At 44.5% G+C, this 18,354-nt stretch carries 14 protein-coding genes and 2 riboswitches; of the genes, 1 reads left to right on the top strand and 13 read right to left on the bottom strand.

Going from position 1 to position 18,354, the window contains the following annotated elements; genetic code table 11:
- Positions 1-5 precede the first annotated feature (5 nt).
- The 5 genes from IUA53_RS03740 to sstT form a co-directional block, all read right to left on the bottom strand.
- On the bottom strand, positions 6-1,340 hold the full coding sequence (locus IUA53_RS03740) for a peroxidase family protein (RefSeq protein WP_156141793.1): 1,335 nt from the start codon (positions 1,338-1,340) through the stop codon (positions 6-8).
- 11 nt (positions 1,341-1,351) lie between these two features.
- Entirely contained in the window at positions 1,352-1,975 is a 624-nt protein-coding gene (locus IUA53_RS03735; protein WP_156141794.1) for a hypothetical protein, read from the bottom strand.
- 7 nt (positions 1,976-1,982) lie between these two features.
- On the bottom strand, positions 1,983-2,780 hold the full coding sequence (locus tag IUA53_RS03730; RefSeq protein ID WP_044448567.1) for an RNA polymerase sigma factor: 798 nt from the start codon (positions 2,778-2,780) through the stop codon (positions 1,983-1,985).
- A gap of 274 nt (positions 2,781-3,054) precedes the next feature.
- Complete coding sequence (locus tag IUA53_RS03725; RefSeq protein ID WP_044448570.1) at positions 3,055-4,383, bottom strand: methyl-accepting chemotaxis protein; 1,329 nt, start codon at positions 4,381-4,383, stop codon at positions 3,055-3,057.
- Positions 4,384-4,523: 140 nt separating this feature from the next.
- Positions 4,524-5,744, bottom strand: a complete 1,221-nt coding sequence (gene sstT / locus IUA53_RS03720; protein ID WP_044448571.1) for a serine/threonine transporter SstT — start codon at positions 5,742-5,744, stop codon at positions 4,524-4,526.
- A gap of 328 nt (positions 5,745-6,072) precedes the next feature.
- On the opposite strand from sstT, the gene IUA53_RS03715 reads away from it, so the two are divergent.
- Positions 6,073-7,500 carry an FG-GAP repeat protein gene (locus IUA53_RS03715; RefSeq protein WP_156141795.1) on the top strand — a complete coding sequence of 476 codons (1,428 nt, stop codon included), beginning with the start codon at positions 6,073-6,075 and terminating at the stop codon, positions 7,498-7,500.
- Between the two features lie 208 nt (positions 7,501-7,708).
- On the opposite strand, the gene IUA53_RS03710 is transcribed toward IUA53_RS03715, so the two are convergent.
- The 8 genes from IUA53_RS03710 to IUA53_RS03675 form a co-directional block, all read right to left on the bottom strand.
- A complete protein-coding gene (locus IUA53_RS03710) occupies positions 7,709-9,502 on the bottom strand; it encodes a TonB-dependent receptor domain-containing protein (RefSeq protein ID WP_044448575.1) in 1,794 nt (597 codons plus the stop codon).
- A 153-nt stretch (positions 9,503-9,655) separates the two neighbouring features.
- Positions 9,656-9,869: riboswitch (cobalamin riboswitch) on the bottom strand.
- Between the two features lie 31 nt (positions 9,870-9,900).
- On the bottom strand, positions 9,901-10,752 hold the full coding sequence (locus tag IUA53_RS03705; RefSeq protein WP_332309674.1) for a cobalamin-binding protein: 852 nt from the start codon (positions 10,750-10,752) through the stop codon (positions 9,901-9,903).
- Between the two features lie 19 nt (positions 10,753-10,771).
- Complete coding sequence (locus IUA53_RS03700) at positions 10,772-11,791, bottom strand: FecCD family ABC transporter permease (protein WP_156141840.1); 1,020 nt, start codon at positions 11,789-11,791, stop codon at positions 10,772-10,774.
- A gap of 20 nt (positions 11,792-11,811) precedes the next feature.
- Entirely contained in the window at positions 11,812-12,627 is an 816-nt protein-coding gene (locus tag IUA53_RS03695) for an ABC transporter ATP-binding protein (RefSeq protein ID WP_231401250.1), read from the bottom strand.
- A 151-nt stretch (positions 12,628-12,778) separates the two neighbouring features.
- Positions 12,779-12,913: riboswitch (cobalamin riboswitch) on the bottom strand.
- A 49-nt stretch (positions 12,914-12,962) separates the two neighbouring features.
- On the bottom strand, positions 12,963-14,081 hold the full coding sequence (locus IUA53_RS03690; protein WP_044448577.1) for an adenosylhomocysteinase: 1,119 nt from the start codon (positions 14,079-14,081) through the stop codon (positions 12,963-12,965).
- A 161-nt stretch (positions 14,082-14,242) separates the two neighbouring features.
- A complete protein-coding gene (locus tag IUA53_RS03685) occupies positions 14,243-16,480 on the bottom strand; it encodes a polysaccharide lyase 6 family protein (protein ID WP_196898412.1) in 2,238 nt (745 codons plus the stop codon).
- Positions 16,481-16,527: 47 nt separating this feature from the next.
- A complete protein-coding gene (locus IUA53_RS03680; RefSeq protein ID WP_044058036.1) occupies positions 16,528-17,022 on the bottom strand; it encodes a gluconokinase in 495 nt (164 codons plus the stop codon).
- A 10-nt stretch (positions 17,023-17,032) separates the two neighbouring features.
- The gene (locus IUA53_RS03675) at positions 17,033-18,277 is read right to left on the bottom strand and encodes an Nramp family divalent metal transporter (RefSeq protein ID WP_044058037.1); all 1,245 of its coding nucleotides are present in this window, start codon (positions 18,275-18,277) and stop codon (positions 17,033-17,035) included.
- Positions 18,278-18,354: the final 77 nt, after the last annotated feature.

The raw sequence follows: 18,354 nt of genomic DNA, 5'->3' as shown, positions 1-18,354 counted from the left end.
AATCCTTATTTAAGAAAGTGTATTAGCTCTAACATGGTGTGGGGAATAGATTCACGGGTTTGCTCAAGAAAACGTTGAAGGGGTGGCGCGTCTTGTAGAAACGCCATCATCGACTGGTTTTCTTTTAACGATCTATTCGCATAACAATGCAAAATTGAGCTTCTTACTACTTCTGCATTGATAATACTTCCTAGCTTTCCAAGTGCGTTGAACGGATTAGAAGAATGGCGAGATTCATGTAAAACATGAAGCCATAAAGGTAGCCTTCTCTGGGAGAAGTTTGCTAATAACACTTGGTATGCACGGTATAATTCCGCTTCTTCACCTATCTCTAATGGTGCCTGTCTAAATAAGTCAACATCTAGCGCTAACTGAGGAAAATATTGTTTTATATAGGAAAGCGTGGCGTCCCCGGATGCGAGTTTCAGGGTGTTTGCCGCGTTTAAATTAATCAACACGATGTTTCCCTCATCAGGAATATCACCTAGCCCCACATCAATGGACATATCTATGGAATTGGCCTTTTGAGACGTTTCAATGAAAAATAATGACCAATCAATTTGCTCGTTTTCTTGCAGCCCCGCGGAGGTGGACCTCCTAAGAATACGATCCATGGTGAAATTAACAGTTGGCTCCTTTGAAAAGGTATAGTTATTTCTTACTAGGCTATGACCAAACCTAAATGCAGCAAGTGAAAACTCTATGGGAACCGATGATAAGGGCGCATTCAGCGCTAGAATATACTGCCGTGTTTTTTTAAAATACGCGTTGTATACCCGCTCATCTAAAAGGCGGCGTAAAAAGTCATTCACCACCACAATATGAAAAAGCGTGGTAACAATGTCTTTCGCCAAAACAATTTTGGCCACGGAATCTGTCACATTCGTTAGGCGCTTAACGATGCGATTATGCAGCAACTGAAGTTGCCGATGAAGCTGCACTATAATGCTATTCTCGTCATTTCGCGCTTCAGGAATTAATGCTTTTTTGTGTGTCCTGATCACGTCAAACGGCTGTCCATTATGTTTAAAATACCCTTCATCATCAAAATAGCGTGCAAGCTCGTCGCTACTTAAATTGCCATACACACTGTCTAAATTAAGGGCCGGTGACACAGTTCGCCCTCGAGCACGAGGGTTGGTTTTGGGCACGATATCGTGAGATATAAATTGCCCGAGGTAAGTGTATCCTGCTGGAATGGAGGAGGTAGCGGATGCCATACCTCGCAGCCTCGTTCCTTGATGAGTGAGCAGCCGCGACAATGTGGCTATTTGGGCGTTTGAGAGCAATGGCTCTTCACTGCACAGTGGGAACAACCGGTTAATATTAATGCATTCCATTGCTTTTTATCCTAGGGTGATCTCGCTACATTGAGTTCATAAGTTAGCCGTGTCACTTGTTCGCCAAGGGCTTCTACCGCCACCTCATAATGCCCCTCTTGCAGCAATTCGGTATCAACAAGTAATACGGCTTGTCCATCGCTATCTGACTGGCTGCGTTGCCACGACTTAATAATATGATTGCCGTCACTGGCCAGGCTGGCAGAAAATGCGGTTTGAGAAGTTTTCCCCGTATCCAAAACTAAAATAAGCGTTTTATGCTCATTTTCTATCACCACCATATTGTTTGATGTCTCGCCCCTGACTGTTTCTAAGTAAGCTATTTGTGAGGTATCACCAACCTCGTTCACCGCGGTGAATAAAGGCATGACTAACAAAGAAAGCGCAAATACCCCAGCACCGCCACTAAGCAGCCCTGTAATAAACCACCAAAATGCGCGCTTTCGAGGCACAGCTGCCGGCGCTTTAGCAATCAGTTTCACGCCTTTTGCTAATACAGCGTCGAGTTCAAGTTGCTCAACAAATTGAGGGTTTTCTAACAAAAACAGCTCAAACGCTTCTGTTTCTTGTGGCGTTAACTGCCCAGACGCGTATTTTTGCGCGATAGCATTTTCTTCAATATCTTTCATATTCATAGCGAAGCTAACCATCAACACTGGAAGAAGAAGTGGATTGTTTACACTGTGTGTTTGCCCATTTAGTCTTAGGCCTTTGTATCTCTGACATACCCACTATGTGTTGCGTAGAACGTATATCTCTCACCTGTTGGTGAAAAAAAACGGTTGGAGAAGTGACATCGAAGACAGTAAAAGACAGCACAATTGAAAGAAAAAGCCCAAGGCTGAATTTACTGCTGTCTATCCCAAACCGCATTTGTAATATTTGCTTCAATCGATTTCTTGCCCGATAAAGTACACGGTCAAAATGGGCGTCAGTGAGTTGCAACTCTTCGCATATCACTGTTTTAGCTTGCCCATATACAAAGAAACGATAAAGCAAATCGCGATCGCGCTTGGTAGGCAGTTCATCTAATACTTGGGCCACAACTGCGACAAGCTTCTCTTGGCAAAGCTTTTCAGCATGTTCAGGTTGAAGGTGTTCGAACAGGTGATCTACCTGATCGTTACTGTCGGTTTTTCTGCGAGCTTCTTTACGATAGTTCGCAATAAGTAAGTTTCCTGCCACATTTCGAATGAAACTGGCAATGGCGGCAGCATTTTCAATTTCCCCCTTTCTGGCTTTAGTGATGACAACCACAAACGCATCTTGCGCAATATCAGCAGCCAATTCTGCATCACTGGTTTGGCGGTTAACGATATAGTGTAACCCCCGCCAATATTGGCTCACTAAGGCTTCTTCAGCTTGCTTGTCTCCATTGCGAATTCGCTCAAGCAATACATCGGGTGAAACCAGTGTTTCCCCTTGCGCTTTTGAAAACATTTTCGACCTTATTTTGATTGTTTTTTAATCGACACTTAACGTTAGCGTATCGAATGCCTTGAAGCAATTGGATATTTTTCAAACAACCAAGATTACCCTTGTACAATTGCGGGTAAACGGGTGACTTTGTTAGCGTATGGAGGGTATGAAAATGCTGGGTTTTAATTCAAAGGAAGAAAACGCGGAATAGCGAGGCTTGAGGAAAGTAAAACTACAACACTGAATAAAAATAAGCAGCGCCACAGGAGGGTGGCGCTGTTTTCAATAAGGCTGACTACGCATCTTCGCTAGAACTTAAACGATGCGTGAATTGCTCTACGGCGTTAACCACTTCTTTTGCACCGTCTTGAATTTGTGCAATCACTTGCCCTGCTTCTTCAGCATACTTTAAGCCACCTTGGGCTTTTTCATCGCCTACATTAACCAGCTCTACTGCATCTGACGCCAGAGACTGGTTATGTTTAACTACGTTGATAATTTCTTCCGTAGCGTCTGTGGTGCGCGAGGCCAGCTGGCGTACTTCATCGGCCACCACGGCGAAGCCACGGCCTTGGTCGCCGGCTCTAGCGGCTTCTATAGCGGCATTCAGTGCTAGCAAATTTGTTTGCTCGGCAATTGCGCTAATGCTGCCAATAATGGTTGCGATTTGCTGAGATTGATCGTCAAGGGCATGAATACCCTCTTTGGCTTTGTCCATTTGTTCCGACAACGAAGACATCTCTCCAAGAAGCTCTTCAATCACTTCTTTACCACGGGACGCAATTTGATCGGTACTGTTTGAAGAACGGTAAGCAATTTCTGCGGCGTTTGAAACCGCCCTTTCTTGCTCTACCTGTTCGGTGATATTCGTTGCCAACTTAACCACTTTATACATTCTGCCGTGCGAATCGCATATGGGGTTATAAGTGGCTCCCAGCCAAACTTTATTCCCGTGTGCGTCTAAGCGTTCAAAACGCCCTGCCACAAACTCGCCACGGGCCAAACGATCCCAAAATCGCTTATATTCAGCAGAATTAGCATACTCTTGCTCACAAAAAATACGGTGGTGCTGGCCCTTAATTTGTTCCAAGCTGTATTTAACGGTTTGCAAAAAGGCATCATTGGCATTTTGAATATGGCCGTGAAGGTCAAATTCTATGACCGCATTTGATTTATGAAGCGCCGCCACTAAATCTTCATGTTCTTTCGATTTAGAGATGGTACGAGTAAGATCATTGAGGTTGACGGAATACTTGACGATTTTGCCGTTAACGTCAAATACAGGCTGCACCACACCACGTAGCCAAGCCTCTTCACCGTTATTGCGTAAAAACTCAATGGCACCAAAATAATGCGCTTTTTCATCAATACACTGTTTTAGCTTTCTATAGTGAGGTGTCTCTTTCGCAATTTCAGGAACAAACTCGAAAAAATTCCGCCCTTTAATTTGCGCCAGTGAATAGCCCAATTCTTGTTCAAACAAGTGGTTTACATCTTGTATATTTGCATGAGCATCGAGGTGGGCAAATATCATTTCTTCACGCAAACCCTCACGGATTTGTTTAAGCATATGAACTTCTTCACGTAGCTCAGCGTTTTCTTTTACAAGGTGTTTATTGAACATATGGCCTTCCTTGACGAAGTGAGTTAAACATTGTTAGGTGCGAGACACACTACTGTAATTAAGCTTATCGGCAACGCACAATACTACGTTAGGTTTAAAATTCTCACCTCGCAAGAAATCCACAAAAATTACCCCAAAATTTAATCTATGCTTGGGCTTTTGCACGCTGCGGCGGTAAATAGGACATCCGTTGAGCTGTTTAATGCTGTTTCTGCCGAGTCTTGAATAACCCCAAGAATAAACCCTGTTGCCACCACTTGCATGGCGATGTCGTTAGGAATATTAAACAAACTACAAGCAAGAGGAATCAGAAGTAGCGACCCGCCCGCCACACCAGAGCTTCCACATGCCGATACCGCAGCCACTAGACTAAGCACCACCGCTGTAACAAAGTCGACCGGAATGTTTAGGGTATTAACTGCGGCTAGCGTCAGTACGGTTATGGTAATCGCCGCCCCGCCCATATTTATCGTTGCACCCAACGGAATAGAAACTGAATAAGTGTCTTCATTCAATTTTAGCCGTTCACACAACGCCATATTGACAGGAATATTGGCCGCAGAACTACGGGTAAAAAATGCAGTGATCCCACTTTCTTTTAAACAGGTGAAAACGAGGGGATAAGGATTACTACGTGTAGCAATAAATACGAGTAAGGGGTTGGTAACTAATGCAATAAACAGCATGGCGCTGATGAGAACCAGTAGTAAATGAGAATAGTCTACAAGCGCCTCAACACCAGTGCTCGCGAGGGTATTTGCCACTAACCCGAATATTCCAAACGGCGCTAAACGAATGATTATATTGACCACTGACGTCACGCTATCTGCTAAGTTTTGCAACACATTCTTGGTGGTTTCAGATCCCTTGCCGAGACCAAACCCTATGGCTGCAGCCCAGGTTAAAATACCAATATAGTTGCCTTGTACTAACGCATTCACTGGGTTGTCCACCATGTTAAAAACCAAAGTGGTGAGCACCTCACTTATGCCTTCGGGTGCCACTTGTTTAACATTTGAAGTCAGTAGATTTAGCGTGCTGGGAAACATAAAACTGAAAACCACGGCCGTCACCGAGGCTATAAGTGTTCCAGCCATATACAGAAAAAGTACAGGTTTAATATAGGTTTGCTGCGACTTTTTGTGATTGGCAATAGAAGCCATCACCAACACAAACACTAAAAGAGGTGCTATGGCTTTCAAAGCTTTAACAAACAGCGTACCAAGGACACTTGCTTTGGAGGCGAGTTCAGGAGAAATAAAGGCTAAAACCGCACCCAGCACTATGCCCACGACAATTTGTAAAACAATATTGCCGTTCATATACATGCGCAACAAGCTTGGTTTTTTAGGTAAAGACATACAACGTACTTCTGCTATAAAATTTTAGCGCTGCACCTTAATGCAAAGCGGCACAGATTTGAACTGGTTTATCTTCAACACCCCGTAAAATGCGGTAAGTGCAGCAACCCGCTTTTGAGACAGGCATGTTTATGCAATACCGTTTTCTAAACGAGACAGGCATGTTTATTTAGTGCCTGTCTTGTTAAGCCTTTACTATATAAACGGGGATGGTGTAAACGATTTATTCTTGAATTCGATGAAGTTTAATTTTACGTATTTAGGAAGATTTAATGGATCGCTCCAATCAGAAACCCCCGAATTCCATGGCTATATAATAGATGGTCGCATGATTCAGTCTGATATGGAATTACCCAGTGGTAAAGAACTTATCGCCCGCTCCATTGATGATTACGTCTTACACCACATGTACGGCTGGTATGCTTCGTTAGGTATGATTAATAATATCGAAGATTTTACTGGTTACGAGCTGATACCTGAGCCCCTAGGCGACCTAGACGGCGATGGTACACTTGACTTACTAGTAACGCTCAGAGCAAGTGTACACGCTTCACATAATGCGTACGTAGAAAGGCCCTTGGCTTTTGTCATATGGGGTGAAACACTGCGCGATAGCAATACTGAAACTGATCTAAATTCGCTAGTCCCATCGCAAGGGCTTACCCTCGGGGGGCTGGGAGGCACGAACAGAGCGGCGAATATGTCTGTAAGTGGGGACTTTGATGGGGATGGGCTTACAGATATTGCGATATCCTCGCCACAAAGTACCTTGGAAGACAGCCAAAGTAGCGTTTACAAATCGCAGTTATTTATCGTGTTTGGCGATCATATTAAAAATAGTAAGGCAAAAGGGCAGATTAACGTTCTTGAAGATAAAAGCGACCCCAATGATGTTTTCCATTTATCATCGTTAGTTGTGGACAGTAACGTAGAGTTTTTATTGGCCGGTCCTAATCCAATAAATAAGTTGCAAGTATTGGGTGACATCGATGGTGACAATGGTGAAGAGTTACTGATTGGAGCGGGCGAAAAACAATTCAGAGTTAGCCATTCGATTATCGTAAAAAGTCAGTTGTTTATGCAAGAAAACCCTGACTCACTCACTCTTACTAATGATATTCAAGATGATTATCTTGTTATTATTGAGTCTGCGGCCTACGAAATTGATATAAAGAACAAAACTGGAGACATTGATAACGACGGGATTAACGATCCTCTCATAACTACCCCTTCATTTTTCCCTGAATTAAACCGTGTGCGGCTTATAAAGGGGAGCAAACTTCAAGCTGGCACAGTGGGTGTTCCCATTGTCGCTGAAGCAGGAAATGATGGCGTGGTAATATTTAACATCACTGATAGTTATGTCTTCCACTCCGCCTCATTTATTGATGATTTAGATAACGACGGACGTGATGATTTGGTGTTTTCGTATTATCTAGATGACCCAGTTCATCCTAACGCAACGATAAGTATCGTATTGGCAAAAGCACTTGACGAGATTGACGCTGGTGAGGTCGTCATGCTAGATCAGATTCCGGATGGATTAATTTTGGAATTAAAAAATACATCGCTAGACGAGCAAACATCATCTTTCTCGATACTGGATGATCTTGACGGTGACGGGATATCAGAATTAGGTATTCATCCAACGTATCCACTTATTGAAGCCTACATATTACCAAGTAAAGATATAAACGAAGCGCTACAATCTGGTACACGCGAACTAGATATTGCTTCACTTTTTAGAAACTTTTAATTATTAGAGTTTACTTCTCCTAAACTGAGTCAGGCATAGTTACAATCCCACTATTATGCCTGTCTCATTAGTTATTTTCTCTACCACTAACCAAGACAGGCATATCTAATATCCCACTATTATGCCTGTCTCATTAAGTTTTTAGCGGTGCACAAACAAAAAAGGGTAAGCGTTAAAATCGCTTACCCTTTTTTAGTGGCTGTGCCGCCTACATTTGATAGTTTATGCTCAAGTATACGGCTCGGCCTAGTGTTTGATAGTTAAGAACCGTTTCGTATTCTTCGTCAAACACATTATGTAACTTCAATTTACCGGAAATAGCATCAGTGAAGCGGTGATTGACGCTCACATCAACTAGTTGGTAGCTGTCTAATTCCACACCCGAGTCCATTCGATCCCCTTTGTATTCATAATTCAGCATTAGGTCGGTAGTATCAAAGCTTGCGGTAAATTGATAGCTAAACTGGTTCTTAGCGCGTCTCACTAAACGCGAACCCGTGGCGCCATCTACGGCATCTAAGTAGCCATAATTAAACGTGTGGTTTCCACCCAAACCAGAATAGTTCGCTGTAATATCAATACCACTGATATCCGCTTGCGACAAGTTTCTGGGTTGCCATACGTTGTCGGCATCGGGTGCCCACTCAATCAGGTTTTCTATATCTGTATTGTAGTAGCTCACCGTTAAGTCAAAGGCGTCTTTCACATAAGTGACGTTCACTTCTTCAGTGTCCGAGGTTTCAGACAATAAATCTGGATTACCGCCATAGGGATAGTACAAGTCATTAAACGTAGGTGCTTTAAAGCCAGTACCTTTAGCCACTGACAGCTGAATTTCATCTGTGATTTGGTAACCCACACCTAGATTATAGGTGGTTTCACTATCAATATTTTCTACGTCGTCATAACGTAATGCTACTTCGGCAGTAAGTCCGTTTTGAGAAAATAAACCATGACCAAAATACCCTTCAACACGACGCTCTGATTGCGTAAATGCAGTAGACGACACCATTTCCTCTTTGTACTGGTCGGTGCCAAGTACAAGGGTGAATGATTCATTGAAAATTGAGGTATTGGTGGCAGAGAGCTGATCGCTTTGCGTTTCGAATAGATCGCCGTCTTGTTTTGCACGATCGTTACCAAAACTGAGGTTTTTATCTTTGATTGCCCCCACAGACAGCGTGGCGGTGTTTTGAATATCAGACGCTGTCCACTGGTAATTGCCAGCTAATTGCCATTCACGATTTTCGTTTTCACTGGTATTAAGGTATGTGGAATCGAAGTCTACATCTTGTTTTGATGACTTAAACAACCAGTTCACTGACAACGCGTTGGTGACAGTTTGATTACCATTAACGGTAAAGCTTATATTCTCGTAGCCATCATCATCAGGCTCTGAAGTTTTAAGTACATCAAGTCCGTCGCTGCGCTCTTTGTTTATTGCGAAGGTGGTCGCGCCATTGCCGTGAGAAACACCGGTGCCAAGATAATATGACTGTGTGTTATTGGTCCCATATTTGGCATTTAAGGTTACGCTACCCGGCGCTTGTTCTCGCGTAATGATATTAATAACACCACCAATGGCATCTGATCCCCACACCGCGGCGCGGGGGCCTTTAACAATTTCAATTCGCTCGATAAGTTCAGGTGACATGGTATTCCATGTTGCTCCACCACTGCTTGCCGTATTCACCCGTAAGCCATTCACTAATACCAGTGTTTGATCTGAACTTGCACCTCGGGTAAATACCGACGCCACTTGTCTGCGGCCACCATTTGTGGCGACATCAATGCCTGCATAACGAGAAAGTAGCGCGGGTACCGATTCCACTTGAGCAAGTTCAATGTCTGAACGCTCGATGACAACATGGGTGGCCAAGGTAGGTAGTTGAACGTTGGCCCCACGTGACGCGGTAACTGTGATTGTTTCTACGCCATCGTCAGCGCTAACCATCGATGATGTAACCGCCGCTACCGCGAGCGCTAATGTAAGTCTTTTCACTTGTGTATTTCCTCAATCTTAAAAAAACAGACGATTGAAGGAGGGGAAAGAGAATGAAGTTAGTTAACTCACTACACGTGCAACGCCGTGCAATCCGATGCTCTAAGTCGACATTCCAATGAAGCCCTCCGCTTCATTCGTAATAGCTGTCATCTGTGAATAATATTTCAGGCCGGTGTCGGGCTAACGCGCTTGGCGTATTACCGTTGCGGGGGCAGCAGTGGAATAACAACAAACGTAAGCCATCATGACGTACAAGCACACTAATATTCATGAAGATTGTTTGATGGGAACCACATTTCCCGTTTAACCTAACCAGACACTTTTGCATGATGTGTCGTTAGGCACCTGTGACAGTGGCGTGAAAGATATCCACGCCGCCGGTTATTGTCAATCAATTACTTTGTGTTATACCTTTGCCGAGCCTGGTCTACAAACGCGCATAGTCGCTCAACTTCCTCTAGCATTCTTACTGTCATACGATGGGTTTTGTCGGCGTTGGGGTGAAAAATCAAATCATTTTTTGAAGCCAATATATGGGGGTAAACAGACCAATCTAATGCGTCTGCGTTTTTTGCGCTATGGGGAGTAGGTTGAATGACAATTTGAGGGTTAATCGCCAAAACTTGCTCTAAACTGACTAAAGGATAATCTTCATGCAAGTGAGAAAATGGGTTGTTTACGCCACATACTTCGAGTTGTTGTTGAAGCCATGCTTTATTAGCAACCGTTCTAAGGGGGCGAGCCCATAGTTCGTAAAAGCCAGTAACCGGCGGCGCTGAGGCATATTCGAGTTTCAATGTATTTAACCGCTGAAGATATTGATTCGCCAAGCGTTGCGCGGTTTCCTGTTTGTTGACTAGCTTACCCAACATAATGAGTTCATCTGCAACGCTTTCCAGTGTGGTGGGGTTTGAATACACCACCGTTAAACCGTATTTCTTAAGGCGCGCCAAATCATCTTGCGGATTGCCTGTACGCCACGCAATAATGATGTCTGGCGATAGCTGTACAATGCGTTCGATTTGCAGCCGGGCATAGTTGCCCACGCGCGGTATCTGCTTGGCCGCCTCTGGATAATCTGAATGCTCCGACGTTGCAATAATGCTATTGCCAGCACCAATGGCAAATAAAGATTCAACCACGTGGGGGGCGAGTGCCACAATGCGCAAGGGGGCTTTTTCACCCTCATCGGCGCTAACCCCAACGCTAGCCATGACGAAAATAAACGATAGATAAAATAACTTCACCAATGTTGCCCTTTTATTGTTATGCACGCTGACGTATTGCCAAGAAAAAGAAAATACTGCCGATGGCCGAGGTGATAATGCCTATGGGTATTTCTTGCCCAGACAATAAGGTTCTGGCGAGAATATCTACACTTACCATAAAGGTGCCACCTAACAAGACACATCCCATGATCAATGTGCGACTGGTCACCCCAAGCCAATGTCGAATGATGTGTGGGATCATAAGGCCAACAAAGCCTATGCCCCCGCAATAAGACACGATACATGCCGTGAGCGCCGCACAGATAGCAAGGCACAACATGCGGATAACGGTGACATTAACCCCCAACGACTTGGCGCTTTCATCACCCAGTAATAACGCATCTAAATGACGACCGAAAAGCAGTAATATTGCAACACTTAACGCAACAATGGGTAACATTATCCACGCATACCATACCTCGGCACGCGCTAAGCTTCCCATTAACCAAAACACCACTTTGTTGGCCGCGAAGGGTTCAGCAATAAATAAAATAAAATGGGAGAACGCACCCAACATAAAAGAAACAGCTACGCCTGCGAGTAACAAGTGTTCGGTTCGCCTGCCAAGAGCACTGGATACCAATACTTGTACTAACGCCACGGCAAACAATGCCCCCAAGAACGCGGCACCAGGCAGCGTAATTGAGAAGGCCGTGTCAGCGTCTACACCATTTAAGCCAAGCTGAGCCGCCACACTTTCGCTAAACAAAAGCGTGGCAATACTGACTCCTAGCCCTGCGCCTGCAACCACACCAAACAAATAAGGGTCGGTAAGGCTATTGCGCGTCACATTTTGCAAGGTTGCACCGGCCACCGCTAAGCCTATCCCCACCAAAAAACCAACGGCAATGCGAGGCACACGAATTTGCCAAAAAATGAGGGATTCTGTCGGGTTATCACACTGCCCTAAAAGACATTGCGTAATCTGATTTGGCGACAGTTCAGCCGCACCAAAAAACAGGGATATGCCACAGGCACCGATAGCGGCGATAGACAATAACCACCACTTTAGGGTGATACTTAGTGGCGCTCGCCCCATCATTTTCCCCACCTGCTTAAATCTAGTACAGTTTTGCGACTGGGCGTAAATGAAACATGGGGTTTGCCATTTTGCGTTTTTACTTCACATGGAATGCTAAATACGCGGGTTAACAAATCAGCGTTTAATACGGGCTCTGGCTCGCCATAGGCGATCAAATCTCCCGAATTTAAAAGTGCTATTTTATCACAATACTGTGAGGCCAAATTCATCTCATGTAAGCTCATGACAACGGTCACCCCAAGTTGTCTGGCTAAGTCGTGAAGCAGTTGCAAAACTTGATGTTGATAGTAGACATCCAGGTGGTTAACTGGCTCATCTAAAATAAGCAGAGGCGAGCCTTGCACCAACGCGCGAGCAATCAGCCCCCGTTGTTGTTCGCCACCCGAAAGACTGCTGTATTCCTGGTGTTGCTTTCCTTCAAGGCCAACTGCTTGAATGGCGTCTTCTACACGTTGCGTATCTGTTGCGGTTTCACGTGACAATAACGTTTTATGGGGGAGTAATCCCATTCTAACCACTTGCTTAAGGGTGACAGAAAACACCACATCGTTGAGTTGGTTTACCACTGCAATTTGACGTGCAAGTGCTTGAATACTGTAATCAGCAACCCCGTGCCCACACCAATTCACAACACCTTGATGGCGTTTTTGCCCAGCTATCACCTTAAGCAGGCTGGTTTTGCCGGCACCATTGGGCCCAAGCACACCTAAAACCTCTCCGCGCTCAACGCCGAAATTGATGTTTTTTAAAATAGCTTTATCACCGATAGACAGTGATACTTGATGAATACAAAGGGCGCTGTTGATAGACAATATTCCACCTGTTTGGGTGGCGAGAATGGGCAAGCAACTAACGTTAAATCGTGAGACTCAAATCCTATGTATCAGCACCATGCGCTGAATTTAGACTTGGCTAACATTCAAGGGGTAAGCAGGCTTGCTATCGTGTATTCCCGCACGCGTTAACAATATGGTGTAGAAGGCTGGTATCTGACTTGAATAGCACCGGGCTATCTTACAGTTGCGGGTACAGTTTTGGACTTTCACCAAATTCCCAATAGCGATGTGTTCGCAATAAACCTTCTGCACTCTATGGGCACGAATATAGCAGACACAAGATGTGTAAGGCTACGTTTGTTTAAATACAACTATAATGCGGCTTTCCACGCTGATTCGGGAAGTAAGTACAGGCCATTCTCGCTGTTAGCCCCTTCCCCGACAATATGACCGATCCCTGCAGCCATTACCGCAAGGGTAACGTCAAAGGCGTTTAAACTGTCACCGTATCCGGCGGTTAAATTAAACATGGAGCCATCAGCCAATAAGAAAAGCGTTTTACCATTCAAGTTATAGGCATTCACATAAGGCATAGGTAGGCTATGACTGGCATTGTCTTTTAAATAAGGCACGTCGATTTCTTGTGCTACGTGACCCACATTTAAAATAAAAGCACCGTCTTTCATGGTATCTAAATGACGAGCATTTACTACACCGTATGCGCCTGTTGCAGTGGCGATAACATCTGCGTTTTTCACGGCTTCCGCTAAGTCGACGACAGGCCAGCCGTCATATTTTGCTTGTAGCCCACAAGCGGGATCGAGTTCAGCCACTTGAACCTGAGCACCAAATGCCTTGGCAGATGCTGCTACGCCTTGCCCCACTAGCCCATACCCAATAACCACTACCACTTTTTCATGTAACGTTAGGTGAGTGGTTTGGAAGAACGTTTGCCATGCACTTAGTCCCACCATATGTCTGTTGTGTAGACCCTCTTTAACCGGTAAATCATCCCAATTGAAAATAGGGTAATTGGGCGCCATTCCATTTAAGCGGTTAATTCCAGAGCCGGTAGCTTCTAAGCCAGCAACAATAGCGGGAACTGGCTTACCTTCACTCACGTTTTCATGTAGGCGGGTGGTTAAATCTGCGCCCATTTCACACATGTGTGTGGGTTGCCACGCTAACGCTTTGTCAAAAGACTCCGACCACTGTGCGTTGGTCATATTGCGCCATGCATGTGCCACCGCGCCTTTATCAACAAGGTGAGCAACCACGTCATCTTGCACCGTGGTGGGGTTACATGTCGTCAGAAAAACCTCACAGCCCCGTGACAGCAAGCCTTCAACTAAGGGAGCCATTTTTAAATCTAAATGCATGTTACAGGCGAGTTTTACGCCTTTCAGATCAGGTAGAGAAGACACCGCAGTGCGGGTACGTGGCATATGCAAGCTTGCCCAGGCAAGCTCGGCTTGAAAATCTTGATACATAAACTGTGCTACTCGAAAAAAGAAGAGTCTGCATAATACGTTACCTGTCTTACAAACCACAATAGCCCCATGAGTTTCATTCATCGGCGAGGAATTGGTTGGTCATCATTTACGTTATGCAGCATGCCCGGGCTAGAGCGATTCGCCCGGGCATGGATTCTTTATTGATACACTACGTGTTTCGTGGTGTAGCCAGCATGATTAGATTGAATCTCTGGCGTATTTCTCATCGTGACATTTTCAATGAGGGTGAGCGGTTCTCCATTCGTGAGATATAAAGAAATAGGTGCACTATCCTCAATAACGGTTTCACTAATATGCAAATTCTGAACACCATGAAAATACATAGATGCTCCTGTTCTGTGGGTTTTCCCTTTACCAACATTGAATAGATAATTGTCCTCTACGGTGACCATAGGGCCAAAGGTACTTTCGTCAAACCCACCACGATACACTGTGACCACTTCTTCTTTGATGTTGGAAAACTCATTTCCTTTTAGCGTCAGATTCTCTACGCTGTAAACCCCAAGGTCGTCGGTTTCTTTATTCAAAGACAATATTGCACCGGTAATATTGTCCATTTGCGAATTCAAAATGCTGATGGAATCTGCGAATGTACCTGGGTGAGCTTTAAAGAAGTAAAAATAACCATTAATGTCTAAATCAGTCACTTTTACGTCTTCAACTGATAATGAATAGTTAATATTCATCGAATAGCGGCTAGTACGAATAATACTGTTACCTTTGTAGTCCGGCGACGCCGCACCATCAAACCATAGGTTTTGTATTTTTAATGCACCGCCGTTTTCAATCACTATAAAGCTAGGTTTTTCTGAACGCACTAATGGCTTTTCTCCTGACTTCGCTTTCAGGGTAATTGGGTGAGTAATATGAGCAAAACGCGTTAATAGGTATTCGCCACCGTTATCTAAAACCAATACATCGCCAGCTGCACTTTTGTCTAGCGCCTTAACAAGAGTATCAATACCCGGTGCTACGTGAATTTCTCTGCCACTGTCAAATGCGACCTGACTTTCTCTCTTTTCATAATAGGGCGCGCCTGTGTCTTGCTTTTCTACCGGTAGTTTAACCTCTCCAAAGCCAATTTCATCAAGCAACGATTGTGCTGGCACCCACAAGCCTTGTTCATTTTGAGTCACTTCATAAGGCACGGTGGTAAAACCTGATTCAATAGGGTTACTCGCTTTTTCATTTAAAACATTCCCCTTAAAACTAATACCAGACACATCGTCAAACACCGTAATAGGGTTCAAGTTTTGCTTTCCTAGAATAATGTTGTTGTGCATTTGCGAACGAGAGGGAGGCGCAGAGCGTTCTTCATCGGCCCCAGCACCAAGTTGAATATATTCACTGTCAATCACCACATTGTTATCCATCTGTGATTCGATAACCGGGTCGTAACGGTTAGGTGGCGAGTTCGGCACACCATTCATAATGACCAAGGCGCCTCTAAAGCGACGACCTGTTAGGCCATAAAGGTAGTTATTGCTTACAGTTTGGTGTTCGTTAATGATGCGAATGCCGCCAGTATTTGGCTTGCGGTTGCCCAAGAAGTAGTTGTTTTCTACTCTTGTGTAGTGGCCGTGGCGCATAGTCAGTGTGCCTTGAGCTTCAAAAAACACATTCCCTATAAACGTATTGCCACTAGACTTGTTAGAAATAATTTCATGCTCGCCATTGGTTCTATCAAAATAATTGTACTGCACCAGAGTATTGGCGTATTCACGAGAGAAGTGGCTGGTGCCTATGCGAAGGGTTTCGCCGCCATTTGCCCCTAAAACTTGCCTAGGGCCGAAGTAGTTATATTCAATCACATGGTTGTTTTTCCTACTGCCTTCGCTATTCATTCGCACCGCCACGGTTACCCCCCGATTACGCTTATTGACGAACGTGTTGTGATCAATGCGATTGTGTTTGCCATAAATTGCCAACCACAAATCTGAAAGCTGACGCTCAGGATGGCTAAAGTTATCAATGACCACGTTAGTTAACCGAGAATAACTGGCTAACGCTGTTGGCGATGTACGAAAAGCAATAACCTCCCCAGTAGGCGTGTAACCACGGGTAAACACTAAGCCATCTACCACTAAATATTCCCCCGACAAACTTAAATTAGAACGTCCAGTAATGACGACTTCTCCCGGGGTTTGCGCCGTTAACGTAATAGGCTTGTCTTCTGTACCCTTACCTTTAAAAATAAGTTCAACATCTTTCCATTCGCCGTTGGCTAACACAATCGTATCACCTGGTTTAGCGTGGGCTACCGCACGATTGAACTCGTCAATATTGGCCACCTGCTGCGCGAAAACCGTGGCATGGATGAGCAAAAGTACCAGCGTACTTATGCCCTTTATTAGTACTGTTCTTATTAACGTCATAGGTTACTTCCTTCTTTTACGCACACTAAAGTTGAGACACTCACACGCTAGTGATTCACCTGTTGAATATAGGAAACGGCTTGAGAAACCACGGCGTCGATCGGCGCGTCCACATCAATGTGCAGGCCATATGCAGGCATCTCTAAGGTAGCCAATTGATTTTCAAGTAAACGAGCATCAAAAAAATGCCCTTTTCTGTTGGATAGCCGTGACGAAAGAAGCGCGGCACTGCCCGTCAGTACAATCCATGTGACGGGGGTGGACAGTGTGCCACTAAGGCGTTCACGGTAACGTTCTTTTAACGCGGAGCATGCCAATACTGCCCCATCCTGCTTTTCTTGGTTTGACAGCAACTCGGCTAAACGTGCTAACCATGGCCAACGATCGTCGTCGTTGAGAGCGTCACCCCGCTGCATTTTGTCGATATTTTTTTGCGGATGATAATCGTCAGCATCAAAAAAAGGGATCGCAAGCGCCGTGCTTAAAGCTTCACCTATCGTTGATTTTCCTGTGCCTGACACGCCGGCGACAACAACAATCATGTTGCCCTCCTTAGAGTTGTTCAATAATAGCGATAACGCCGTTGGCAGAAATCACTAATGCGAAGATTAAAGATAAACCAAGAAGTAGATTTAACAGTTTCCCCGGCGTATGGGACTTCATTCGTGCTGGGTTATTCATCACCACCAATATGCCAATAATCACCAAAGGTAAAACAAACACGTTGAATACCTGGGATAAAATTTGCCCTTTAATGGGGTTAAAGCCAAACACTGGAATGATAAGCGCCACAATACAAGCAACGCCCGTAATCGCTTTAAACTGACTAGATTTTGTATCTAACTTACCGGAGCGATAATCGGCAATAAGCAGTGGTGCTATTAACAAACAGGGAAAAACAGAAGACAAGCCGGCAGCCAAGGTACCGAAAAAGAAAACCGTTAATGCCGTTTTACCTGCAATAGGCTCAAGTGCATTGACCATGTCTAACACGTGGGTAATTTTTTTCCCTTCATGAAACAGCGCACCATGGGCTACTGCCATCACAGAAGCACTAATTACGAACACCAAACACGCTGCCACAATGGCATCTTTTTTCTGCTGTTTTTGGTTTTCCATGCCCCAGCCTTTACCTTGAATAAATAAAGGCCGAGACAGGAAAGTAGCGGCTGCCATGGTGGTGCCCACAAAGGCAGCAACCATCATTTTTCCGCCCTCTATATTAGGTATTGAGGGAACAAAGCCTGCGGCAACTTCTGCTGGCATGGGATGGACGACAAGCAGCGAAAATACGAATGAAATTCCCATACAGGATACAAACATCACAAGAATTTTTTCAAATAGCGAGTACTTACCTATTAGCATTATGGCGTACATAATGCTAATAACACTGACAGCAATGGCTAAAACCAACTCATATTTGTATTGATTGAGTGAAGGGGAATACAAAGCTAGCATTTCAAAAATGATATTGGATGAAATACCCAGTATCCCCATCAGTGAATTCCACTGCCCAAAGGTCACTCCAACTATGATAAGAATGGCGATTGGTTTTCCGAATTTCAGATGCTTTCTGAACGCGTAAAGGGCGGTTTCCCCAGTCACAATAGCGTAATTACCGTACGCATAAATGAGTGCCCCTGAAAATAAGCAGCTCAAAAAGAGTACCCAGAGCAGTGACATTCCGTAAGTACTGCCCGCCACAATCATTGATGTGACACTACCTGTGCCTATGGTGTACCCAATGGCAAAGAAGGCAGGGCCAAATGCCATGAGTTTTTTAAACATTGCTAACATATTGCTACCTCTGACAACTTACCGTAATTGTTTTTTTAGCTGTAAGTGTTCACGGTGTAGGCATTGTGAATAAAGGG

The organism is Alteromonas sp. B31-7 (assembly GCF_015767655.1).
Taxonomy (GTDB): domain Bacteria; phylum Pseudomonadota; class Gammaproteobacteria; order Enterobacterales; family Alteromonadaceae; genus Alteromonas; species Alteromonas australica.
This window is presented reverse-complemented; position numbering and strand designations above follow the sequence as displayed.